20 protein-coding genes and 1 tRNA gene are annotated in these 22,927 nt (G+C 34.5%); 13 read left to right on the top strand and 8 right to left on the bottom strand.

Annotation, left to right across the window (positions count from 1 at the left end):
- Positions 1–29: 29 nt before the first annotated feature.
- Positions 30–731 carry a CoA transferase subunit A gene (locus QO182_RS02890; RefSeq protein ID WP_371541494.1) on the top strand — a complete coding sequence of 234 codons (702 nt, stop codon included), beginning with the start codon at positions 30–32 and terminating at the stop codon, positions 729–731.
- Positions 732–734: 3 nt separating this feature from the next.
- On the top strand, positions 735–1,394 hold the full coding sequence (locus QO182_RS02885) for a CoA transferase subunit B (protein ID WP_371541491.1): 660 nt from the start codon (positions 735–737) through the stop codon (positions 1,392–1,394).
- Positions 1,395–1,540: 146 nt separating this feature from the next.
- Here QO182_RS02885 and QO182_RS02880 read toward each other — a convergent pair.
- Positions 1,541–1,613 (bottom strand) — tRNA-Phe (locus QO182_RS02880).
- A gap of 128 nt (positions 1,614–1,741) precedes the next feature.
- Here QO182_RS02880 and QO182_RS02875 point away from each other — a divergent pair.
- The 6 genes from QO182_RS02875 to QO182_RS02850 all read left to right on the top strand — a co-directional run bounded on the left by QO182_RS02875 (position 1,742) and on the right by QO182_RS02850 (position 7,994).
- Positions 1,742–2,476: a type III pantothenate kinase gene (locus QO182_RS02875; protein WP_371559846.1), complete on the top strand. Its 735-nt coding sequence runs from the start codon at positions 1,742–1,744 to the stop codon at positions 2,474–2,476.
- Positions 2,469–3,719: a hypothetical protein gene (locus QO182_RS02870; RefSeq protein WP_371541486.1), complete on the top strand. Its 1,251-nt coding sequence runs from the start codon at positions 2,469–2,471 to the stop codon at positions 3,717–3,719. Before QO182_RS02875 ends, QO182_RS02870 begins: the two co-directional genes overlap by 8 nt.
- Before the next feature lie 41 nt (positions 3,720–3,760).
- Entirely contained in the window at positions 3,761–4,315 is a 555-nt protein-coding gene (gene lptC / locus QO182_RS02865) for an LPS export ABC transporter periplasmic protein LptC (RefSeq protein WP_371541484.1), read from the top strand.
- Positions 4,316–4,332: 17 nt separating this feature from the next.
- Entirely contained in the window at positions 4,333–4,527 is a 195-nt protein-coding gene (locus QO182_RS02860) for a hypothetical protein (RefSeq protein WP_371541482.1), read from the top strand.
- 3 nt (positions 4,528–4,530) lie between these two features.
- Positions 4,531–5,790 carry a hemolysin family protein gene (locus QO182_RS02855; protein WP_371541481.1) on the top strand — a complete coding sequence of 420 codons (1,260 nt, stop codon included), beginning with the start codon at positions 4,531–4,533 and terminating at the stop codon, positions 5,788–5,790.
- Between the two features lie 107 nt (positions 5,791–5,897).
- Positions 5,898–7,994 (top strand): peptidylprolyl isomerase, encoded by a 2,097-nt coding sequence (locus tag QO182_RS02850; protein ID WP_371559844.1) that lies wholly within the window; start codon positions 5,898–5,900, stop codon positions 7,992–7,994.
- 109 nt (positions 7,995–8,103) lie between these two features.
- Here QO182_RS02850 and QO182_RS02845 read toward each other — a convergent pair whose 3' ends face one another.
- Both QO182_RS02845 and QO182_RS02840 read right to left on the bottom strand, forming a co-directional pair.
- A complete protein-coding gene (locus QO182_RS02845) occupies positions 8,104–9,021 on the bottom strand; it encodes a GYDIA family GHMP kinase (RefSeq protein WP_371541477.1) in 918 nt (305 codons plus the stop codon).
- Positions 9,022–9,165: 144 nt separating this feature from the next.
- Entirely contained in the window at positions 9,166–10,485 is a 1,320-nt protein-coding gene (locus QO182_RS02840) for a hydroxymethylglutaryl-CoA reductase, degradative (protein ID WP_371541475.1), read from the bottom strand.
- A 180-nt stretch (positions 10,486–10,665) separates the two neighbouring features.
- Here QO182_RS02840 and QO182_RS02835 point away from each other — a divergent pair, with 180 nt between their 5' ends.
- Genes QO182_RS02835 through QO182_RS02815 form a run of 5 tightly spaced genes read left to right on the top strand, consistent with a single transcriptional unit; the run spans position 10,666 to position 17,983 of the window.
- Complete coding sequence (locus QO182_RS02835; protein WP_371559841.1) at positions 10,666–12,834, top strand: S9 family peptidase; 2,169 nt, start codon at positions 10,666–10,668, stop codon at positions 12,832–12,834.
- A gap of 7 nt (positions 12,835–12,841) precedes the next feature.
- Positions 12,842–14,356, top strand: coding sequence for a peptide MFS transporter (locus QO182_RS02830; RefSeq protein ID WP_371541470.1), 1,515 nt, complete (start codon positions 12,842–12,844; stop codon positions 14,354–14,356).
- A gap of 22 nt (positions 14,357–14,378) precedes the next feature.
- Positions 14,379–15,893, top strand: coding sequence for a peptide MFS transporter (locus QO182_RS02825; protein WP_371541468.1), 1,515 nt, complete (start codon positions 14,379–14,381; stop codon positions 15,891–15,893).
- Positions 15,894–15,925: 32 nt separating this feature from the next.
- On the top strand, positions 15,926–17,476 hold the full coding sequence (locus QO182_RS02820; RefSeq protein WP_371541465.1) for a peptide MFS transporter: 1,551 nt from the start codon (positions 15,926–15,928) through the stop codon (positions 17,474–17,476).
- Between the two features lie 45 nt (positions 17,477–17,521).
- The gene (locus QO182_RS02815; protein WP_371559839.1) at positions 17,522–17,983 is read left to right on the top strand and encodes a thioredoxin family protein; all 462 of its coding nucleotides are present in this window, start codon (positions 17,522–17,524) and stop codon (positions 17,981–17,983) included.
- Positions 17,984–17,986: 3 nt separating this feature from the next.
- Here the strand turns inward: QO182_RS02815 and QO182_RS02810 are convergent, their stop codons facing one another.
- From QO182_RS02810 to surE, 5 genes are all read right to left on the bottom strand, one after another.
- Positions 17,987–20,023 (bottom strand): ComEC/Rec2 family competence protein, encoded by a 2,037-nt coding sequence (locus QO182_RS02810; protein ID WP_371559837.1) that lies wholly within the window; start codon positions 20,021–20,023, stop codon positions 17,987–17,989.
- Between the two features lie 99 nt (positions 20,024–20,122).
- On the bottom strand, positions 20,123–20,620 hold the full coding sequence (locus QO182_RS02805; RefSeq protein WP_371541456.1) for a C40 family peptidase: 498 nt from the start codon (positions 20,618–20,620) through the stop codon (positions 20,123–20,125).
- Between the two features lie 47 nt (positions 20,621–20,667).
- On the bottom strand, positions 20,668–21,777 hold the full coding sequence (gene lpxB, locus QO182_RS02800; protein ID WP_371559834.1) for a lipid-A-disaccharide synthase: 1,110 nt from the start codon (positions 21,775–21,777) through the stop codon (positions 20,668–20,670).
- 87 nt (positions 21,778–21,864) lie between these two features.
- Complete coding sequence (locus QO182_RS02795; protein WP_371541446.1) at positions 21,865–22,170, bottom strand: hypothetical protein; 306 nt, start codon at positions 22,168–22,170, stop codon at positions 21,865–21,867.
- Positions 22,130–22,909 (bottom strand): 5'/3'-nucleotidase SurE, encoded by a 780-nt coding sequence (surE, locus tag QO182_RS02790; protein WP_371559833.1) that lies wholly within the window; start codon positions 22,907–22,909, stop codon positions 22,130–22,132. The genes QO182_RS02795 and surE overlap by 41 nt, the downstream gene beginning before the upstream one ends.
- Positions 22,910–22,927: the final 18 nt, after the last annotated feature.

The raw sequence follows: 22,927 nt of genomic DNA, 5'->3' as shown, positions 1-22,927 counted from the left end.
ATTCTAATAGGTAATAAACAAGATAAATTATGATAAATAAAAAAGTAAATACGGTGCAAGAAGCTCTGGAAGGAATCGAGAATGGAATGACGCTTATGTTAGGTGGTTTTGGCCTTTGTGGAATTCCAGAAAATAGCATAGCTGAATTGGTAAAAAAAGAAATAGTCGATCTAAGCTGTATTTCAAATAATGCAGGAGTCGATAATTTTGGACTAGGACTATTGCTGCAAAAGAAACAAATCAAAAAAATGATCTCTTCTTATGTAGGCGAAAATGCAGAATTTGAACGTCAGATGCTTTCGGGTGAATTAGAGGTAGAACTTACTCCGCAAGGAACCTTGGCCGAAAAGTGTCGAGCAGCTCAGGCCGGAATACCTGCTTTTTTTACTCCCGCAGGTTACGGAACGGAAGTAGCCGAAGGGAAAGAAGTACGCGAGTTTAACGGAAAAATGCACCTTATGGAATTAGCATACAAAGCCGATTTTGCAATTGTAAAAGCTTGGAAAGGAGATGAGGCTGGGAATTTGATTTTTAAAGGAACGGCGAGAAATTTTAACGGATGTATGGCTGGAGCAGCTACGATCACAATTGCTGAGGTAGAAGAGTTACTGCCTGCAGGAGCATTGGATCCAAACCAAATTCACATACCCGGAATTATGGTGCAGCGCATTTTTAAAGGAGAGAAATTTGAAAAGAGAATTGAACAACGTACAACACGCAAAAGAAATTAAATCATGGCTTTAGATAAAAATCAGATAGCAAAAAGAATTGCTAAAGAGGTGAAAGAAGGCTATTTTGTGAACTTAGGAATTGGTATTCCTACACTGGTGGCAAATTTTGTTCAAGGTGATATTTCAGTAGAATTTCAAAGCGAGAACGGAGTTTTAGGAATGGGACCGTTTCCTTATGAAGGAGAAGAAGATGCCGATATCATTAATGCCGGAAAACAAACGATTACGACCTTGCCTGGGGCAAGTTTTTTTGATTCGGCATTTAGTTTTGGCATGATTCGGGCTCAAAAAGTAGATTTGACAATTTTGGGTGCCATGGAAGTATCTGAAAACGGAGATATTGCCAATTGGAAAATTCCAGGAAAGATGGTAAAAGGCATGGGGGGTGCGATGGATTTAGTGGCATCGGCCGAAAATATCATCGTGGCAATGATGCACGTTAATAAAGCAGGAGAATCTAAAATTCTAAAAAAATGTACGCTGCCATTAACCGGTGTTGGTTGTGTAAAAAAGGTAGTTACTGAGTTAGCTGTTTTAGAAGTTACGCCTAATGGTTTTAGATTAGTAGAAAGAGCGCCTGGAGTTTCTGTTGAAGAAATCATAAAAGCCACCGCAGCCCGATTAATCATTGATTTTGAAATTCCAGAGATGGCAATCGATTAAAATTTCACTTTCCAAAAAAATGGATTCTTAGTAATTGAATTTTGTATGATTAAGAGTCGTTTTAGTTTTGATCGATACTGAAGTAGTACCTTATTGAAAAACGTATATAAACAAAAAACCCGAATATTTCTATTCGGGTTTTAAAGTGGTACCTCCAGGGATCGAACCAGGGACACATGGATTTTCAGTCCATTGCTCTACCATCTGAGCTAAGGTACCATTTGGTTGCTTTTCGTAAGCTGTAATGCTTGTTGATTGCGGGTGCAAAGATAGAATGTTTTTTAATATATCCAATACATTTTTTTAAAAAAATCAATTCGTATCTTCGCAAAATCAAAATCCAAATTATGATTCTAACAGTTGATGTGGGGAATACAAGAATTAAAGCTGCTGTTTTTGAGGATGATATCCTCTTGGAGCAGTTTGTTTTTTCGAAGGAAGAGCTCCAAAAAAAAATTAAAAATATTTTAAAAAAATTTAAAAATACTTCTCATTTGGTTGTTGCATCGGTCGGAAATATCGAAAAACAGTCTTTTTTAGAGTTTGAAAAAGAGGTCGCAGTTCATTTTGTTTCTCATGATGATCCTTTTCCTTTCGTTAATGGGTATGAAACACCAAAAACTTTAGGAATAGATAGGATGGTTCTAGCAGTTGGAGCAACTTTACAGTTTCCAGGGCAAAACAGATTAGTGATAGATGCCGGAACATGTATTACATTTGATTTTGTGAATGAGAGTGACAAATACCTTGGGGGTGCTATCGCTCCCGGATTGCAATTGCGTTATAAGTCATTACATGATTTTACGGCAAAGCTGCCATTGTTGTCATTAGAAAGTCCTAAAGGTTTAGTGGGGAAGTCAACTTCAGAATCTATTCATTCGGGAGTTGTAAATGGTTTGGCCTATGAGATTGACGGTTTCGTAGATGAATATCGTACTCTTTGTCCAAATTTTATAATAATTTTAACGGGAGGGGATGCAGAATTTTTGGCTAAACGATTAAAAAATACCATATTTGCCAATTCAAATTTTCTTTTAGAAAGTTTGAACCAAACATTTCAATATAAAATCAAAAATGATTAAAAAAATTTTAATAAGCGCTTGTTTGCTTTTGTCGTTAGTTTCTTTTGCTCAAGAAGGGACTTCTTCGCCTTATTCTTATTACGGAATTGGGGATGTTAGGTTTAAAGGAACAGTTGAAAGTCGTTCTATGGCAGGAGTAGCGGTCGAACAAGACAGTATTCATATTAACTTGCAAAACCCTGCAAGTTTTGCTAATTTAAAGTTTACAACATTTGCACTTGGTGGAACTTATAATACTACAACAGTAAAATCAGAGAGTAATAGTGAAAAGGCAAGAAGAACAATGTTAGACTATCTTGCTGTTGGATTGCCTTTCGGCAAAATAGGAGTTGGATTTGGATTAATTCCTTATTCCTCTGTAGGGTATAAGATAGAAGCTATTTCGGAAGATACAGATACAAATAATAGACGCTACAATGGTTCAGGAGGTTTGAATAAAGCTTTTATTGGAGTGGGTTATAAAATAAATTCTAATTTTAGTATAGGAGCTGATACTCAGTACAATTTCGGAAAAATTGAAACGAATAGTTTGGAGTTTATTACCGGTACTCCTGTTGGAACTACGGAGAGCAATAGCGCTGATTTTTCAGGAGTAAATTTTGATATCGGAGCGATGTATAAGGCTAAGTTGAGCAAAAAATTAAATATATATACTAGTTTAAATTATACATTAGAAAACACTCTAACGTCTAAAAATACTAGAAATATATCTACTGTAACTTACAGTTCTGGGTATGATTTATCAGTTGTAGATGTTCTTGAAGAGCAAAATGATGAACTTGAGTTAAAATTTCCAAGTAAAATATCTTTGAGCGCTGGTATTGGAGAGTCGCAAAAATGGTTAATTGGTGGAAAAGTGGCTTATTCAAAATCTTCAGCACAAGCAAATGCTTATAATAATGCGGGTAACGTAGGTTATGGTAAATACGGGAGTGTGAGTTTAGGAGGTTTTTTTATTCCTGATTATAACTCCTTTTCAAGCTACGGTAAAAGGATTGTTTACAGAGGGGGTTTGAAGTATGAAAAAACGGGTCTGGTTGTTAGTGGAGAATCAATAAACGATATTGGATTTACATTAGGGCTTGGTTTGCCAATTACTGGGACTATTTCTAATGTAAATATTGGATTCGAAATGGGGAAAAAAGGAACAACTTCAGCGGGTTTAGTTCAGGAAAATTATGCTAATATTAGTATAGGATTTTCACTGAATGACAAATGGTTCGTGCAAAGAAAATTCCAATAATAGAAGTATTAAATTACATTTCACTTTGTCTATATTGATGTATGAATCTATTCAAAACACATAGAATACTTAACCTAGTCACAGTTTTTGCTGTGACTCTGTTTTTTGGGTGTGAAAGTAATTTTAAAGAAGTTCAAAAAATAAATGTCACGGAATTTACGCCCAGTGGGGATGCAGATAAAGTGAATTTAAAATATACTGATTCGGGACTTATAAAGGTTGTTTTGCTTAGTCCTAAGATGTTAGATTTTTCAACTATTGATTTTCCTTTTACAGAATTTCCGAAAGGAATAGATATTACATTGTACGATGAAAAAGGGAAAGCCACCCGCGTGACATCAAATTATGCCATTTCCTATAAAATCACGGGGATAATCGATTTGCAAGGAAAAGTAAAGATTGTTGCCGAGAAAGGGCAAACGCTTGAAACAGAGCAATTGTACTATGATCAAAAAAATGAATGGTTTTTTACTGAAAAAAAGTTTAAATTTACAGATGTTAAAGGGTCTTCAAATGGACAAGGAATAGATTTTTCTAAAGATTTCAAGGTTATCAATTCACAAAGATTAACAGGCGAATTTGATTCGGCTGAATAAATATCAAAAACTATACTATGGGTTACTTAAAATACACGCCTTACATTTATCTTATTTTTGGTTTGTACTTCATTTATGAAGCGATTGTAAAATGGAACGATCCTGAGGGCACGCCTTGGTTGAGTGTCATGATTGCCGGACTTGCAATTTTTATGTTTTTCTTCAGGAGAAAATATGCAAAGAAGATGCAGGACCGTAATGATCAATCATAATTTATGGAAATTGGTGTTATAATATTATGTCTAATACTAAGTGCCTTTTTTTCTGGGATGGAAATTGCATTTATTTCTTCGAATAAAATATATCTAGAAATAGAGAAGAAGCAAGATAATTTTCTTTCTAAAATCCTTACTAAACTTACCGAAAAACCATCAAAATTTATTGCTGCTATGCTTATTGGAAACAATATTGCATTGGTGGTTTATGGATTTTTTATGGGCGCTTTATTGATGCGTCAGATAGATTCGCTAGGATATCATTTTTCTGACTTATTGAATTTGTTGATTCAAACGGTGCTTTCTACGCTGATTGTTCTAATAACAGCTGAGTTTTTACCGAAAGTCTTTTTTCAAATTTACGCAAATGGTTTATTCAAGTTTTTTGCGTTACCGGCCTATATTTTCTACGTGCTGTTTTATTTTATTTCTACTTTCTTGATTTGGGTTTCTGATTTTGTTCTAAAAAAATTCTTTAGAACAGATGGCGATCAGATACAGCTTTATTTTAGTAAAGTAGAACTTGGAAATTACATTATGGAGCAAATGAGTAGCGTTGAGGATGATGACGAGGTCGATTCAGAAATACAAATGTTTCAGAATGCACTGGAATTTTCAGGTGTAAAGGCTAGAGATGTTATGAGTCCTAGAACGGAACTTGTAGCTATCGATTTGTTTGATACTATAGCGGAGCTTAAAGAATTATTTATTGAAACTGGTTACTCTAAGGTTGTTGTCTATGAAAATTCATTAGATGATATTGTGGGTTACGTGCATTCCTTTGATTTGTTTAAGAAGCCTAAGAGTATTAAAGCGGTCGTTATTCCTGTTGAATTTGTTCCTGAAACAATTTACATTAAAGATGTCATGAATTTGCTTACTAAAAAGCGAAAAAGTGTGGCGGTGGTGTTGGATGAGTACGGAGGAACTTCAGGTATAGTTACTATTGAAGATATAGTAGAAGAACTTTTTGGGGAAATAGAAGACGAACATGATTCTGACGAAGAATTAATCGAAAAGGAACTGGGTGATGATACTTATATTTTTTCGGCTCGATTTGATGTGGAATATTTGAATCAAACATATAAGCTTAATATACCAGAGAGTGATTCTTATGGTACTCTAGGTGGTTTTATTGTAGATTTTAATAATGACATACCGTTAAAAGGGGAGGTAATAGTGATAGGAACCTATCATTTTATCATAGAAGAGGCTACAAACAAGAAAATTGAATTGGTCAAATTGACCATAAAAGAGTGATTTTTTTTATAAAAGTATTTTTTTTGTAAAATAAAACGCTACTAGTATAATTATTAATTAGATAATTGTATTTTCGCAAACTGAATATAAAATTAACAACAATAAAAATGGCAGTTTTATCAAATATTAGACAACGTTCCGCTTTAATGATTGCAGTAATCGCATTTGCATTATTTGCATTTATCATTGGCGATTTATTCAACAGTGGAAGCTTTAACAGTACATCAAAAGATGTAGGGAGTATCAATGGAAATGATATTTCATTTGAAGATTTCAGAATTAAAGTTAGTAATGTTGAAAAAAGTACTGAAGGAATCACTTCTACAGCAGCAGCAAACAGAGTTTGGGACCAAGAGGTTTCTGTAGCTTTGTTAACTTCTGAATTTGATAAATTAGGTTTAAGAGTTGGAGAGAAGCATTTATTAGCAGTTTTAAAAGCAGACCCTAATATTGGTCAAAATCCAATGTTCTTGAATGCAGCGGGTATGTTTGATATTGCAAAATTCAAAGAATATTTCAAATCAAATCCTGCGCAAGCAGAATATTTAAAAGACAGAGAGAAAGATGCTGAGCTTAACGCTAAGTATCAAATCTACAACACTATGATTAAATCAGGTGTTTATACAACTCAGAGTGAAGGAAAATTTAAATATGAAATGGAAGCTAACAAAGTGAACTTTGCTTATGTTGCCGGTTTATACTCTACTATCAAAGACAGTGACGTTAAAGTAACTGATGCTGAGATATTAGATTACATGAAGAAAAATGAAAAGAAATTTAAAGCAGAAGAATCTCGTGAAGTAGAGTATGTTTTAATTGCAGATAAAGCTTCAAAAGATGATGAAGCTGAAGTAAAAGCTAGAATTACTGGATTGTTATCAGGAAGTGTTGTTTATAATCAAGCAACTGCGAAAAATGATACTTTAGCAGGTTTTAGAGCTGCTAAAAATACAATTGATTTTGTTAATTCAAATTCAGATGTGCCTTACGATTCTACTTATGTAGCTAAGAAAGACTTACCTGCTGTTGATGCAGATCAGTTGTTTAATCTTGCTCCAGGTGAAATATATGGACCTTACGTTTTTGGAAACTACTACTGTGTTTCAAAATCTATGGGTAAAAAACTAGGCGTGAATGCAAAAGCAAGTCATATCTTAATTAGTTATGAAGGAACACAAGTTCCAAACAAAAAAGAAAAAAGAACTAAAGAAGAAGCAAAAGCGCAAGCTGAAGCTATATTAGCGCAAGTAAAAGCAAATCCAGAAAGTTTCATGATGTTAGCTTTTTCTAACTCAGATGATTCATCAGCACAACAAGGTGGTGATTTAGGATATTTTAGTCAAAATCAAATGGTGAAACCATTTAACGATTTTGTTTTCAATAGTAGTATTGGTTCGATTGGTTTAGTAGAAACTCCTTTTGGATTTCATATTATTAAAGTTACTGATAAGCAAGACGGAATACGTTTAGCTACGGTAGCTTTAAAACTGGAAGCTTCAGAAGCTACTTCAGATAAAGCGTTTACACAAGCGACTAAATTTGAAATGGATGCAGCTGATAAAGATTTCAATACTGTAGCAAAAGGAATTGGACTTACAGTAGTTCCCGGAGTTACAGTAAAAGCAATGGATGAAAATTTTGGACCATTAGGAGTACAAAGATCAATCGTAAGATGGGCTTTTGAAGATGATTCTAAAGCTGGTACAATAAAAAGATTTGAAGTAGCTAACGTTGGACACGTTATCGCTAGACTTAAAAGTATCGATAAGTCAGGGTTAGTATCTATTACGCAAGTTAAACCTTATGTAGAGCCAATTCTTAAAAACAAGAAAAAGGCAGAATTGATCAAAGCTAAAATGACTGGAAGTTCTATGGAAGCAATTGCTAAATCTGCAGGTTCTACTGTGTTGCAAGCAATTGATGTTACTATGGAGAACCCAATGTTAACAGGTGTTGGATTAGAGCCAAAAGTTGTTGGAAATGCATTTGCATTGGCAGCAAATAAAATGTCTGCACCAATCGAAGGAAATACTGGAGTATATGTTGTTAAAAATGTAAGTACAGTGAAAGCTGCAGCCTTGAAGGATGTTTCGCCTTATTTGGCTAAATTAAAAGCGCAATCTGCTGGCGATGTTAACAGAGTTTTACCTGCGCTTAAAGACAATGCAACTATTGAAGATAATAGAAAACAATTTAATTACTAGTTGATTTAAAGTAATTATTAATTTCACGAAAAAACCCGATACATTGTATCGGGTTTTTTTTATGCATAATATATTTTTGAAGTAGTCTTTATTGATTTTTATGTAGCTGCTAACTTAATATCATGTCATCATAAGAGAGAATAGTATTAAATCCTTTTGAACTAAAATACGCTGTAGGGTCGAACTCAGATATAACCATTACAAAATCTCCACCCCAAGCTCCTAAGCTTTTTACTTCGCCTTTGAAATCTGAAAATAGTGCCTCTTTTGCAGTTGTTGTTTCTAAAATAATACTCATTTTGGTTTCGTGGCTTTCTATCGCTTGCGCAAAAGAGTGAAGAGTGTTTGCTTGTAAAGCTTTAAGGGTTATTTTGTTGATTGAATCAATGTTTTTATTTAAATCTCGTGTTTTAGTTGCTTGGTAGTTTGCAATTGCGGTCTTGCTGCTTTGTTTCATATTTAGGTAGACAAAGTAGATGTGTTGCGTGAAGTTTGGTTTGAAAGTAACTTTTTCAACAATAGGACTTCCGTGCTCGAGATGGTAAAGAATGGGGTTGTTGTTTTGCGCACAGGCAATATCATAGCCGCTACCACCAAAGCTATTGTTGAGCAATATAAATGCATCAATTTGTAGCCATTGTGCAATATTGTTTATTAAGGTAGAGGAGGTTCCTAGTCCCCATTTTTTAGGAAAACTCAGTTGCGTAGTAATGATATATCCCGATCCGTCCTTTATAAAGCCAGGATTTAATAAATATCCCTCATGAAGTATAGAAATCAATGTTGACTTTATGGTTTCTATTTCTTGTGCAGAAGGATTCATTATCTCTGAAAACGAAATACGATCTTCAAACCAAATCTTGCCATCAGCATCATAGCTTTTCCAGTGAATTTCTGGATTAGGATTTTTTTCGACATTTAGGTACTGCCCGAATTTTGTAGGCAATGCAAAAGCTATCGCACCGTCCAAAACGAGGTATTCTCCGGTAATTAAAAGCTTTCCGTTACTGTAAAATGTTTCTTTCATTTATGCTGAATTTAATTTCACTGAATTCATTTCAGGGTTGCAGTATTCTTTTTTGTAATCCCTAAAGAAGCGGTATCCTATACTACTATAATCAGGTAAAGATTGAGTTTCCATACGCGATGGTGGCGGGGTTAGCTTTTCTGGTTACTGCTTTCTTAAATTTTCAATATAGTCAACAACTGCACTATGCGACACTGCATTGTGCTTGAAGTGTTTTTGAATGAGCTTGCGCTCGTCATCATTTGCTTCAAACTGGTTTAATATATTGTTCAAGTGCATTTTCATATGGCCGTCCTGAATACCTGTTGTGGTTAAGGAACGTAATGCAGCAAAGTTTTGTGCTAAACCAGCAACCGCAACGACTTTCATTAATTCTTTTGCGGAAGGTTTTTTAAGCATTTCCAATGATAGTTTTACTAAGGGATGTAAAGTAGTTAGTCCGCCAACAGTCCCCAATGCTAATGGTATTTCTAACCAGAATGTGAATATGCCGTTTTCAATTTTAGCGTGGGATAAACTAGAGTACTGACCTGATTTTGCTGCATAAGCGTGTATTCCTGCTTCGACCGCACGAAAATCGTTACCTGTAGCAAGCACAACAGCGTCAACTCCGTTCATAATTCCTTTATTATGGGTTACGGCTCTAAAAGGTTCTACTTCGGCAATTTGAACGGCTTGTACGAACCGTTCTGCAAAATCTTGTGGATCGAGTATGTGTTTTTCAGCTAATTCTTCTACTGGACAAGAAACCTCTGCACGTACAATGCAATTAGGTACGTAATTAGAAAGAATGCTCATAATTACCGTAATGTCTTTTTCTGTTGGTGAAAATAGTTGGTAGGTCTGCGATTCTTCTTTTAATGTTTTAGCAAATTGCTCTAAACATGAATTTATGAAATTAGCGCCCATGCTGTCTTTGGTTTCAAAAGTAGCATGAAGTTGATAATAATTGGGAAGCAGGTTCGTTTTGTCTTTTAAGACAATATCCAAAATTCCTCCACCTCTTTTTTGCATGTTTTTAGTAATGCTTTCTGTTTCAGAAAAGAATTTGTCTTTGGTTTCAGCAAAGAATAATTCTAATTTTGAAACATCGCCTTTATAAAGAAAGTGAACTTGGCCTATTTTTTCAGTGTTGATTACCGTTGCTTTAAAACCACCTCTAGTAGACCAAAATTTTGCAGATTTTGAGGCTGCAGCAACGACTGAGCTCTCTTCGATAGCCATCGGAATGGTGCTATATTTTCCGTTAATTAGAAAATTGGGAGCCACGCCAAGGGGAATGTAGAAATTAGTGATGGTGTTTTCTATAAATTCATCGTGTAGTTTCTGTATTTTTTCATCTGAATTCCAATAGTTTTTCAGTAAAGCAATGGCTTCTGAAGGAGTTGAAAAGTATTCCTTGGCAATCCAGTTTATTTTTTCTTCTTTGGATAATTTTGAAAATCCGGCAACGGGCTTATTCATTCTCAATAGATTATAATGTAATTAGCTGCAAAGATACATTTTTAGCGGTTTTGAAGCCATTTATTTATTGTCATTAAACAGCACTGTTGAATATTGTTTTCAACATTTAACACATCAAATGTGATATAATTGTAATTTTTTCACTAAAATTGGGCTCATTTTTACATATAAATTAATAGTATGAAGTCTAAACAGTTTTCGGTCTTATTTTTATTTTTGTGTTTCACAGTTTTCGGACAGCAAAAAATATCGGTTGAACAAATATACGGAGGAGAATTTCGTGCCAAAGGAATGGATGAATTACAATCCATGAAAAAAACGAATGAATACACAGTGCTGAACTTAGATCTTGCTTCGAGAACGATGCAAATCGATTTATATGATTTTGCAACACTCAAAAAAACAGCAACTTTAATAAATACAAAAGATCATCCTGGTATGTCGATGATTGATAGTTATACTTTTGACGCTACCGAAAAAATGATTTTGATTGCCTCTAATTCAAATCAAATCTTCCGTCATTCTTTTACGGCAGATTACTATTTGTACAATACAGTAACAAAAAAACTTACAAAGCCATTCGATTTTCAAGTACAGGAGCCTACTTTTTCTCCTGATGGAAAAATGATCGCCTATGCTAAAGAAAACAATCTGTATGTTTATGACTTGGCTTCCAAATCAACGACTCAAATTACCACTGACGGAAAGAAAAATGCCATCATTAATGGTATTACGGACTGGGTTTATGAAGAGGAATTTGCTTTTGTAAGAGCATTTGACTGGAGTAAAGACAGTAAAAAACTGGCCTATATACGTTTTGACGAAAGTCAGGTTCCTGAATTTTCCATGTCTATGTTTCACAAAGATTTGTATCCTACAATTGAAACGTTTAAATACCCGAAAGCGGGAGAGAAAAATTCTTTAGTTTCTTTACATATATATGACCCTACTTCAAAAGTAACTAAGGAAATCAACTTGGGTAAATATAAAGACTTTTACATCGCTCGTATGCAATGGACAAATGATGCAAATGTCTTGTCAGCTCAGATTTTAAACCGTCACCAGGACAATCTGGATTTGTTATTTGTCGATGGAACAACTGGAACGACAAAAGTAGTTTTGAATGAGAAAGATGAGGCTTATGTGGATGTTACAGATAATCTTACATTCTTAAATGATAACAGTTTTATCTGGACGAGCGAGAAAGATGGTTTTAATCATATTTACTTATACGATAAGAATGGAAAATTACGCAATCAAGTAACTAAAGGGAATTGGGAAGTAACTTCGTATTATGGTTTTGATGAAAAAACGAATACTGTTTTTTATCAATCTACTGAAAACGGATCTATCAACAGAGCGGTTTATAGTATTGCATTAGACGGAAAAAATAAAAAAGTGTTGTCGAATGAAGTAGGGACAAATGGAGCTACCTTTAGTCCTAATTTTCAATACTACATCAATACTTTTTCAAGCGCAACCCAGCCTACACGTTATACGTTAAACGATGCTAAGTCTGGGAAACAATTGCAAGTGATTGAAGATAATGCTGTATTGGCGTCAACCCTTAAAAAATATAATTTACCTACAAAGGAGTTTTTTGTTTTAAAAACCGAAAAGGGAAATGAATTGAATGCATGGATATTGAAACCAAAGGATTTTGATGCTTCAAAGAAATATCCAGTTTTTATGTATCAGTATTCAGGGCCTGGTTCTCAGCAAGTAGCTAATCAGTGGAATTCAACAAATGACTATTGGTTTATGATGCTTACGCAACAAGGGTATATCGTAGCTTGCGTAGATGGAAGAGGAACTGGTTTTAAAGGAGCTGACTTTAAGAAAGTGACTCAATTAGAATTAGGAAAGTATGAAGTCGAGGATCAAATCGACGCTGCAAAAGTGATTGGAAATTATTCGTTTGTAGATAAGTCTAGAATAGGTATATTTGGCTGGTCTTACGGTGGGTTTATGGCTTCTAATTGTCTTTTTAAAGGGAATGACACTTTTAAAATGGCAATTGCTGTAGCGCCAGTAACAAACTGGAGATTTTATGACAGTATTTATACAGAGCGCTACATGCAAACTCCACAAGAAAATGCAAAAGGATATGATGATAATTCACCTATAAACCACGTAGATAAATTGAAAGGGAAATTTCTTTTGATTCATGGTAGTGGTGATGATAATGTGCATCTACAGAATTCAATGCAAATGATGGAAGCTTTGATACAAGCAAATAAACAGTTTGATTCGCAAATTTATCCTGATAAAAACCATGGTATTTATGGAGGAAACACTAGGATTCAGTTATACAATAAGATGACTAATTTTATTAAAGAAAATCTTTAATTCTTAAATGAATACTACCAATTTATCTTTAGAGGAAATTCAGAATTTCGAAGGTAAGTACCCAAAACAATTGTGGTATTTGTTTTTCAGCGAAATGTGGGAACGTTTTTGTTTCTATGGAATGCGCGGAATGTTAGTTATATTTATGGTGAGTGAGCTTGCTATGAATGATCGTGTTGCTAACTTACAGTACGGCGCCACACAAGCTTTTGTATATGCGTTTACCTTTATAGGAGGTCTGTTTGCAGATAAAATTCTTGGGTATCGAAAATCCCTTTTTTGGGGTGGGTTGCTAATGATTGTAGGAAGTATGATCTTAGCCTATGACCCAAAACAGTTTTTTTTCTTCGGAATTAGCTTTACCATTATTGGTACTGGTTTCTTTAAGCCTAATATTTCTACCATGGTAGGGAAATTATACAAAGATGATGATCACAGGCGAGATGCTGGTTTTTCATTGTTTTATGCAGGAGTGAATTTAGGAGCCTTGATAGGTGGATATTTGTGTATCGCTGTTGCAAATGGGTCAATGTTAACTTCAGTTGTTCCAACACATTTGCGATGGAATGTTGCTTTTGGGTTTGCTGCATTTGTAATGTTGATCAGTTTATTGACTTTTACGCAAACACAAAAAAGTTTAGGTGATATAGGACTTTCTCCTTTATTCGATTTAACGAAATCAAAAAGAAAAACACTTGAAATAGTTACTTATATAGGTTCATTAATAATTATTCCTATTATTATGACCATGGTGTCTAATACAGAATATACGGATATATTCATGTTTATTATTGGCCCTGCTTCACTACTATATTTGTTTTATGAAATGAGAAATTTCTCTATTGCAGAAAATAAAAAGTTATTTGCAGCTCTAGTATTCATCATTTTCTCCATATTCTTTTGGGCTTTTTTCGAACAGAGTGGAGGTTCTTTAAGTTTATTCGCGGCACATAATTTAGATAATACTCTTCTAGGAATTCCATTAGATGCTAACGGAGTTAATAATTCAGCAAATTCATTTTTTGTAATTGTTTTTGCAGCATTAGTAGGTTTGGTGTGGATGTGGATGCATAAAAGGAAAATCGAACCTAATACTGTGGTTAAATTTGGATTAGGGTTTTTATTCTTGGCAGCTGGTTTTTATGTGTTTTATTACACAAAGTTCTTTGCTGACGCTACAGGGAAAACTTCCTTAGATTTGTTTACTTTTGGATGGTTTATAATTACTTTTGGGGAGTTATGCTTATCGCCAATAGGAATGTCAGTAATGACTAAATTATCACCGCACAAAACCCAGGCTGTAATGATGGGAATGTGGTTTCTGGCTAGTGCATATGGTCAATATTTTGCTGGATTACTAGGGGCTAATATCGCTGAAGCCTCTGAAAACGCATCAAATTTAGAAAAATTAACGGTGTATGCCGATGGATATAAAGACTTAGCAATTTATGCATTAATTGCTGGAATAGTTTTAATTGCAATTTCTCCTCTGGTGAAAAAATTAATGCAAGAAGTTAAATAAATTACAAACCAAAAAATAAATTATGTCAAATACTACTGCAGACGCTCATTTAAAATCAACTTTGTTCGGTCATCCGGTCGGATTATATATCTTGTTTTTTACAGAAATGTGGGAGCGTTTTTCTTATTACGGAATGAGAGCTTTACTTGTTCTTTATATGACTACTGAAACAATGGGTGATTCGAGAGGCCCAGGTTTAGGATGGACAAGTCAAGAAGCACTTGCGTTATACGGATGGTACACCATGTTAGTTTATGTAATGTCTATTCCAGGAGGGATGATTGCCGATAAATTATTAGGTCAAAAGAAAGCAGTTTTACTAGGTGCTGTGGTACTTTGTATTGGTCATGGTGTTTTAGTGTTTACAGATACTTGGGCATTTTATACTGGTTTAGGATTAGTGATTCTAGGTGTTGGTTTGTTAAAACCTAATATTTCTACAATGGTAGGTGGACTTTACGAACAAGGAGATATCCGTAGAGATAAAGGATTTAGTATTTTCTATATCGGAATCAATACGGGGTCTTTATTAGCGACGATGGTTATTGGATTTGTAGTAGCACAATATGGATGGCATGCAGGTTTCGGATTAGCTGGAATTGCAATGGTTTTTGGACTTGTCGTTTATGTATGGGGTCAAAAATATTTAACGCATGTGGGTAATTTAGAAATTCAAGAAAAAAATACAGTTGATGAAAGTTCTTATGGAGCACTTTTTCAAAATTTATTGACTTCAAAAAAACAATTGACATTTACTGTTATCTTGACCGTGGTTTCTCTTTTTGGGTGGTATAGTTTAGGATGGGGATTTGGATTACTATTTATCTTTTTGACAGTTATTGCTGCTTTAATGATGATGATTTACAAAGAATTAGATTCACAACAAGATAAAGATCGTTTTTTAGTTTTATTACTTTCTTTTATCATGGTAATTATCTTTTGGGGTGCTTATGAACAAGCCGGAGGTTTAATGAATTTATATGCAGATTCTAAAACAGACAGAATGCTTTTAGGAATGCAGGTTCCTACGGTTATGTTCCAAAGTTTAAATGCAGGATTTATCATTATTTTTGCTGCTATTGTAGCTTCTTATTGGGCTAAAAGAAAATTAAAAGGGAAAGAAGCTTCTTCTATATTCAAAATGGCAATTGGTATTATAATCATGGGGTTTGGATTTTTATTCATGGTATTTGCTACAATGGAATTTGAAAAAGTAGGTTCGTCAAGTATGTTATGGTTGGTTATGGCTTATTTGTTCCATACTATTGGAGAGCTATGTATTTCACCGGTAGCCTTATCATTTATTACTAAATTGTCACCAGTTAAATATGCCTCATTAATGATGGGTGTGTACTTTGCTGCTACAGGTTTAGGGAATAAAGTGGCTGGAATTATTGGAGAATCAGCAAGTGAATTAGGTGAATATGCGGTATTTATGGGGATTTTAGTTTTTACTATTGTTATAGGTGCATTGTTCTTAATGTTATTAAAACCGCTTAATAGATTAACTCACGGTGCTGAGGACAACGAGAAATAATAATTTATTAGATTACAATTAAATATATTTATATGAGTCAAGATACTTCTTCGGATCAATTTTTTAAAGATTCTGTTTTAGGACATCCAGCAGGATTGTTTGTGTTGTTTTTTACAGAAATGTGGGAGCGTTTTTCTTATTACGGAATGCGTGCTTTATTAGTATTGTTTTTAACTTCTTCAATTGCCAAAGGTGGTTGGGCATGGAGTGTTGAAGATGCCTTGGGATTATATGGTACTTATACTATGTCTGTTTATTTTACTCCTGTAATAGGTGGTTTTTTAGCTGATAAATATTTAGGATATCGATGGGCAGTAATTTTGGGTGCTTTGGCAATGACTTTAGGTCATGCTTCTATGGCATTTGAAACACCGCTTATGTTATACATAGGTATTGGTTGCTTGATTATTGGTAACGGATTATTCAAACCTAACATGACTTCGATAATATCTAATGCTTACGAAAGTCATCCTGAGAAAAAAGATGGTGCTTACTCTTTATATTATATGGGAGTAAATGCTGGAGCATTCTTAGGAATTATGCTTTGTGGGTACATAGGAGAAAAAATATCTTGGAGTTGGGGATTTGGTCTAGCCGGAATATTTATGTTCTTCGGTATGTTGCAATTTTATTTTACACAAGATATTTTTGGGAACATTGGTTTAAAACCAACTGCGGCTTCTAAACAAGAATCGGAAGATAAGGCTGCACTTGAAAAAGTTCCTGCTAATATTGTTCGTGATAGAATCATAGCGGTATTGATTTTTTCAGTATTTACAATTTTCTTCTGGGCAGCGTTTGAGCAAGCGGGTGGGTCTATGACTATTTTTGCTGAGAAATTTACGCAAAGAGAATTATTTGGAAGCAGTGCTTCATTATTTAAAATTGCCGATACTTTATTGACAATCGTTCCTTTGTTAATTATAACTTATGTGTTGATTAAATTGTTTTCTAAAACATTCAAAAGGTATTCTAAAGGAAATTTAATCTTAGCATTAAGTTTTGTGATTATCTGGGCTATTGTCCTTTGGAAAGTAGGTAGAGAATTTTCTGCTACAGGTACTGAGGTTCCTGCAACTTGGTTCGGGATATTAAATTCATTATTTATTGTTGTTTTTGCGCCAGTGTTTTCTAAATGGTGGGAAAGTAGGTATAATCTATCCGGACCCATGAAATTTGGTTTAGGACTTTCTTTGCTAGGTTTAGGTTTTGGATTTTTAGCTTACGGAAGTATGGGTATCGATACTAGCGCTGCATCAGTTGTTAGAGTAAGTATGTTCTGGTTGATTGCTGCTTATTTGTTCCATACGTTAGGGGAATTGTGTATTTCGCCAGTAGGTTTGTCTTATGTAAGTAAACTGGTTCCTGCTAAATGGATCGGAATCATGTTTGGAGTGTACTACCTATTTATTGGTACAGGAAATAAGATTGCAGGGTCAATGGGAGGAATGATTGAAACTATTACGCATCAGTATAGTTTATCTACTTTCTTTTTGATTTTTACGATTGTTCCTATTGGAGCTGGTTTAATCATGATACTATTATCTCCTCTTATGAAAAAGTTAATGCATGGTGTAAAATAGTTTTAAGGCATTATATTTGTTGATTAGAGGTTAAAAGAAATAAACATGAAAAAAATAATTTTACTCTGCGTTTTGTTTTTTGGAATGCAGGCGGTTCAGTCACAAGAATTAAAATGGCATACTAATGTTAAAGAAGCTATTTCGATAGGGAATAAAGAGCATAAGCCGTTATTGATGTTTTTTACAGGAAGTGATTGGTGTGGATGGTGTATAAGGTTGCAAAAAGAAGTGTTGTTGACACCTGAATTTGCAAAATGGGCAGCAGACAACGTGATTCTTGTAGAATTAGATTATCCAAGAAGAACACCTCAAACTCCTGAAATAAAGAATCAGAATAACGAGTTACAACAAGCTTTTGGAATACAAGGTTTTCCAACTATTCATTTTGCTAACGGTGCAGATGTAGAAGGAAAGGTTAATTTTGAAGGTTTGGGAAGTACGGGTTATGTTGCCGGTGGTCCTGTAGCCTGGTTAGCTGTCGCAAATCAAATTATTAAACAAAAATAACATTCAATTTAGTTTGAAAAATCCCTTTTCGCCAATAGCGTGAAAAGGGATTTTTTGTTTTTCACAACTTTGTTTCCAATATATTTGAATATTTTTGTAATTCGACGCATCAGCTACGACTACTTCTGGCTTCAATTCTAGTAGCATTCGGTCTATATTTATCTTTGGGGATTGTGTGAGAAGAATCACATTTGGTCGTATGCCCCTTGGGTAAGTCCCCGTACTATCTATAATAAGAATTTTGTTTTCATTATAGAAGGCAGTATTATGTATGTTTTCTTTGCTGGTTATCACACTGAAATTAGCGGTTAGATACGATTTAAGTACGCTGTTATTTTTTGAGTTCGTCCTGATGCTGTCATTGGCATAGAGAATTACTTTGGTTCCATGACGCTCCGTTATCATTGTATTTCTTTTTAGATTAAAGATCACCCATTCTTGTTGGTCTTGAATGTTCCACTGCGTTTGCATATAGGTAAGCTGTACGGCAATGACGGTTAATAGTACGATCACAAGTTTGTGAAAAGTAGGTTTCTTGAACCAAACTATAGTTGCTAGTATAAGCAAATAAGAAGTAAGTAGTAAATCGGAGTTGGAAGGAATGTCTCGAATTATAAATTGTTCGAACGAAGCTATCGAATTAACTATTTTGTTGAGATAATGAATACTCCATTCTAACGATTTAGAAAGAAAAAATGGTACGTAATCAAAAGCGGCTAATCCCATAACCAGAACTCCTAGAATCATTATGAAACTCAATAATGGTATTACTACTAAGTTGGTTATAAAAAATAAGCCTGGAAACTGGTGAAAATAGTAGATGCTCAAAGGCATAGTGCCAATTTGTGCCGCAAAGGAAACGGTGAGAATTCCCCAAAAATAAATTAGAGGTTTGTTTTTTGGTTTCCAAATAGAAGCTAGTAACGGCTGTAGCCATACTATGAAAAACAAAGCGATATAACTCAACTGAAATCCAACATCGAACAAGAAGGAAGGCTGAAAAAGTAAAATTAGTAATATTGAAACCAATAAAGTGTGATAAATGTTGACGCTTCTTCGCAACTGATATCCGATGGCTACAAAGGAAAACATAGTGACTGAACGCACAACAGATGGGGCGAGTCCTGCGATTAACGCAAAACTAGCTAGGCATAGCAGAATTAGAATTAACTTAAGTATCGCCCCTCTTTTTGTGTTAGGGATTGGGCTAAGAATAAAGGTCAAAAAAAGCAAGAGGAATCCAACGTGTAATCCTGAAACTGATAAAATATGTATGGCGCCAGCATATTGATAATCTTGGAGAATGTCAGGTGAAATATCTTGTTTTTGCCCTAGTATTAATGCGATGGCAACGTTTAATTCCTTTTTCTGGAAATTATTTTTTTCTAGATTATGAATAATCGTCGTTCGTATTTTCGAAGCATAATACCAAACATCTTTTTTTAATTCGGCACTATTAATTATCTGCCCTGAATCAGTGTATAGTTGGGCATAAATTTGTTTTTTCGAAAGGTATTCGCCATAATCGAATTGGTTTGGGTTGTTTGGCAGTTTGTTTTTGTAGAGTATGCCTTTAATGCTTAATATAGTTCCGGTTTCTAATGTATGATAAACGCTGTCTCTGTGAATATTTAAAAGTATTTTTCCCGAGTAATTTTTAGTGCCAATTTGATTGAGAATAGCAATATAGCGGTCGTTAGTGTTAGTTCCTTTTAGTTTTTCTCTAATTACCAATGACAAAAGCTGTGGTTTTTCAAAAACACCTCTTTCGTGTGTGTAGTTGCTTTTTTGATAAGAATCAGTGTGAGCAATGAGGGTAGCAGCTCCCATAAAAAACGAAAGTAAATAGGTGGTCAGTCCAAAAAAGTGGGTGTTTTTAAGTACTTTTTTTTGCAAAAAATAACTTGCAGCAAAAAACAATAAAGCAACGGTTAATAGTCCAAAAAGGATTGCCGGAGCGGGCTTTGTGTAAAAGGCGATTAGTATCCCTAACACAAAAGCTATTGTAATTCTCGTTAAGGGGAACTGCAGTACTTTCATAGTTCTAAAGTACAGAATTTTAACAATAAAAAAAGGGTTTATTTTATCGTTGAAAAAATGACGTTTTCGCTATATAAAGGAAGGGGTTTGTAATGCGTTTCAGTTTATAACACGATTTAATTGAACAAAAGTATTCTGATAATATTTTTCTCTCATAGAAGAGATGATTACACCTTTTGAGGTAGACGCGTGGATGAATTTAATATCGTCGTCTTTGACTTCAGTTATTATTCCCACATGATTAATTTGAGACCTTCTATTGGTTTTAAAAAAAATCAAATCTCCTTTTTTTGCTTTTTTTAGATTTTGCCCTAGCTCAATTCCTATTTTTGATTGTTCATAAGAGGAGCGGGGAAGTTTGACGTCATATAAGCCGAAAGTGGAGTAGACTAGTCCGGAACAGTCGTAGCCTGCTTTTGTAGTGCCAGCCGTTTTGTATTTAACACCTATGTCTTCTGATGCGGTACTTATTATCTTATCAATAACTTTATCTGCATTTTCATTTTTGCTTTCAGTGGATGCGCGAGTAACTATCGAAGATGATTTACAAGAGGCAAATAGAACAATTAGGGATAGAATGTAAAATGACTTTTTCAAATTAATTTCGTTTAATGGAATTCAATCGTTACCGATTGGTAATATGTTTATTTTAATGCTGTAACAATCAGTTGAGCTGTTTTTTCGCTTGCTCCAGTACCTCCTAGTTTTTTTTCTAGGATATCATACTTTTTCAATAGCTGCGCGCGATGATTAGGCTCCAGTATTTTTTGTAATTCGGTTTTAATATTTTTTGTATTAAAGTTTTCTTGAATCAGTTCAGTGACTACTTCTTCATCCATAATCAGATTGACAAGGGAAATATATTTTAGTGTTATTATTCGTTTTGCAATTTGGTATGATGCCCAACTGCCTTTATAGCATACTACTTCTGGAACTTTTAAAAGCGCAGTTTCTAAGGTTGCTGTTCCGGAGGTTACTAATGCCGCTGTAGCGTTATTCAATAAATCATAAGTTTTATTCGAGATGAATTTTATGTTATCCTTCTGGATGAACTGTTGATAAAACGAATAATCTTGGCTTGGGGCACCAGCAATAACAAATTGGTAATCTGGGAAATCATCAACAATACTTAACATGCCGGTAAGCATTTTGGTAATTTCTTGTTTACGGCTACCAGGAAGCAAAGCAATAATAGGTTTTTCACTCAGTTGATTTTCAGTTTTAAAAACCGTGGAATCTATTGATGGGTGATTATGTATAGCGTCAATTAATGGATGGCCTACATAGGTTACATCGTAATTGTATTTTTCGTAGAATGGTTTTACGAAAGGTAAAACCACATACATATGATCAATTGTTTTTTTAATTGTTTCTACTCGACTCGCTCTAGATGCCCAGACCTGTGGACTTATGTAGTAAAAGGTTTTGAACCCTGCGGGTTTTGCCCATTTAGCAATTCGTAGATTGAAACCAGAATTGTCTATAAAGATTAAAGCATCAGGTTTGTATTCGGAAATGTCTTGTTTGCAGGACTTTATAAAATCTAAGATGGAAGAAAGGTTTTTAACGATCTCGCCAAAGCCCATAAAAGCACGCTCTTTGTAATGAGAAACTAATTCGGCTCCAGCTTGTTGCATTAAATCACCACCCCAACATCTTATTTGTGCGTCTTTGTCTTGTTTGAATATTTCTTTAATCAAATTAGATCCGTGCAAGTCTCCTGAAGCTTCTCCAGCTAGAATGTAGTATTTCATTTTAAAGATGTGAATTAGTTTTAAAAAACTTTGGCATTCAAAATTAGGTATTGAATGTTCATCAATCAAGCAAATCAGCTCTTATTTTTAAATAAACAAAGTCAAAATGGTTAAAACAATTACTGCGAGCACGACTCCTCGCGCAATACCATCTTTGTTTAATTTTAATAAAATAGCAAAGATAATAAGGTCTAGAATAGACCCCAACGTAATTAATTTACCCAATGCCCCTTGTGATTTTATAATTTGTATTCCTGTTGTGAAAGTATAAGGGGTAAATAAGATTATGAAAATAAATATACCTAGTAGAGATCCAATAATTCCAAGCAAAAATCCTTTTAACAATGCTATTTTATTCATTCCACTTCCAGGTATTAAGTTCTTGTGTTGCATGATATGCTGTTAAGTCAAACTGAACGGGTACTACAGAGATGTATCCGTTATTAAGGGCCCACTCATCTGTATCTTCTCCTTTGTCTTGGTTTACAAATTCTCCGGCAAGCCAATAGTAATTTCGTCCTTGTGGTGTCTGTCTTTTGTCAAATTTTTCTACCCAAAGCGCTTTTGCCTGACGGCATATTTTGATTCCTTTAATGTTTTCCTTTGTTAATTTTGGAAAATTAACGTTTAATACTACTCCTTGGGGTAAACTATTCTCTAAAACTTCTAAGGTTATTTTTTGAATAAAAGGTTTCATAGTCTCAAAATCGGCATTCCAGTTGAAGTCTAGCAGGGAGAAGCCTATTGCTGGAATCCCTTCGATTCCTGCCTCGACGGCGGCACTCATCGTTCCGGAGTAAATAACGTTTATGGAAGAATTAGAACCATGATTTACTCCAGAGACACATAAATCTGGTTTTCTTTTCAAGATTTCATTTACCGCTAATTTTACGCAATCTACTGGTGTTCCAGAACAGCTGTATTCTTGAATAGCATCATTTTCTTTCGAAATTTTATCTAAAAACAAGGTGCTATTTGTAGTTATTGCATGACCCATACCGCTTTGGGGCTTGTCTGGTGCTACAACTAAAACGTCTCCTAGTTCTGCCATAACAGCAATTAATGCTCGCAGTCCAGGAGCCGATACACCATCGTCGTTCGTTATTAAGATTAAAGGTCTTTTTGTATCCATGTTTTTATGTTTATTATG

It is taken from the genome of Flavobacterium sp. Arc2 (assembly GCF_041431385.1).
Classification (GTDB): Bacteria; Bacteroidota; Bacteroidia; order Flavobacteriales; family Flavobacteriaceae; genus Flavobacterium.
This window is presented reverse-complemented; position numbering and strand designations above follow the sequence as displayed.

Bases quoted from the DNA above. Each gene is read 5' to 3' on its own strand.
- QO182_RS02890 (WP_371541494.1), top strand. From the start codon at position 30: ATGATAAATAAAAAAGTAAATACGGTGCAAGAAGCTCTGGAAGGAATC.
- QO182_RS02885 (WP_371541491.1), top strand. From the start codon at position 735: ATGGCTTTAGATAAAAATCAGATAGCAAAAAGAATTGCTAAAGAGGTG.
- QO182_RS02875 (WP_371559846.1), top strand. From the start codon at position 1,742: ATGATTCTAACAGTTGATGTGGGGAATACAAGAATTAAAGCTGCTGTT.
- QO182_RS02870 (WP_371541486.1), top strand. From the start codon at position 2,469: ATGATTAAAAAAATTTTAATAAGCGCTTGTTTGCTTTTGTCGTTAGTT.
- lptC (WP_371541484.1), top strand. From the start codon at position 3,761: ATGAATCTATTCAAAACACATAGAATACTTAACCTAGTCACAGTTTTT.
- QO182_RS02860 (WP_371541482.1), top strand. From the start codon at position 4,333: ATGGGTTACTTAAAATACACGCCTTACATTTATCTTATTTTTGGTTTG.
- QO182_RS02855 (WP_371541481.1), top strand. From the start codon at position 4,531: ATGGAAATTGGTGTTATAATATTATGTCTAATACTAAGTGCCTTTTTT.
- QO182_RS02850 (WP_371559844.1), top strand. From the start codon at position 5,898: ATGGCAGTTTTATCAAATATTAGACAACGTTCCGCTTTAATGATTGCA.
- QO182_RS02845 (WP_371541477.1), bottom strand. From the start codon at position 9,021: ATGAAAGAAACATTTTACAGTAACGGAAAGCTTTTAATTACCGGAGAA.
- QO182_RS02840 (WP_371541475.1), bottom strand. From the start codon at position 10,485: ATGAATAAGCCCGTTGCCGGATTTTCAAAATTATCCAAAGAAGAAAAA.
- QO182_RS02835 (WP_371559841.1), top strand. From the start codon at position 10,666: ATGAAGTCTAAACAGTTTTCGGTCTTATTTTTATTTTTGTGTTTCACA.
- QO182_RS02830 (WP_371541470.1), top strand. From the start codon at position 12,842: ATGAATACTACCAATTTATCTTTAGAGGAAATTCAGAATTTCGAAGGT.
- QO182_RS02825 (WP_371541468.1), top strand. From the start codon at position 14,379: ATGTCAAATACTACTGCAGACGCTCATTTAAAATCAACTTTGTTCGGT.
- QO182_RS02820 (WP_371541465.1), top strand. From the start codon at position 15,926: ATGAGTCAAGATACTTCTTCGGATCAATTTTTTAAAGATTCTGTTTTA.
- QO182_RS02815 (WP_371559839.1), top strand. From the start codon at position 17,522: ATGAAAAAAATAATTTTACTCTGCGTTTTGTTTTTTGGAATGCAGGCG.
- QO182_RS02810 (WP_371559837.1), bottom strand. From the start codon at position 20,023: ATGAAAGTACTGCAGTTCCCCTTAACGAGAATTACAATAGCTTTTGTG.
- lpxB (WP_371559834.1), bottom strand. From the start codon at position 21,777: ATGAAATACTACATTCTAGCTGGAGAAGCTTCAGGAGACTTGCACGGA.
- QO182_RS02795 (WP_371541446.1), bottom strand. From the start codon at position 22,170: ATGCAACACAAGAACTTAATACCTGGAAGTGGAATGAATAAAATAGCA.
- surE (WP_371559833.1), bottom strand. From the start codon at position 22,909: ATGGATACAAAAAGACCTTTAATCTTAATAACGAACGACGATGGTGTA.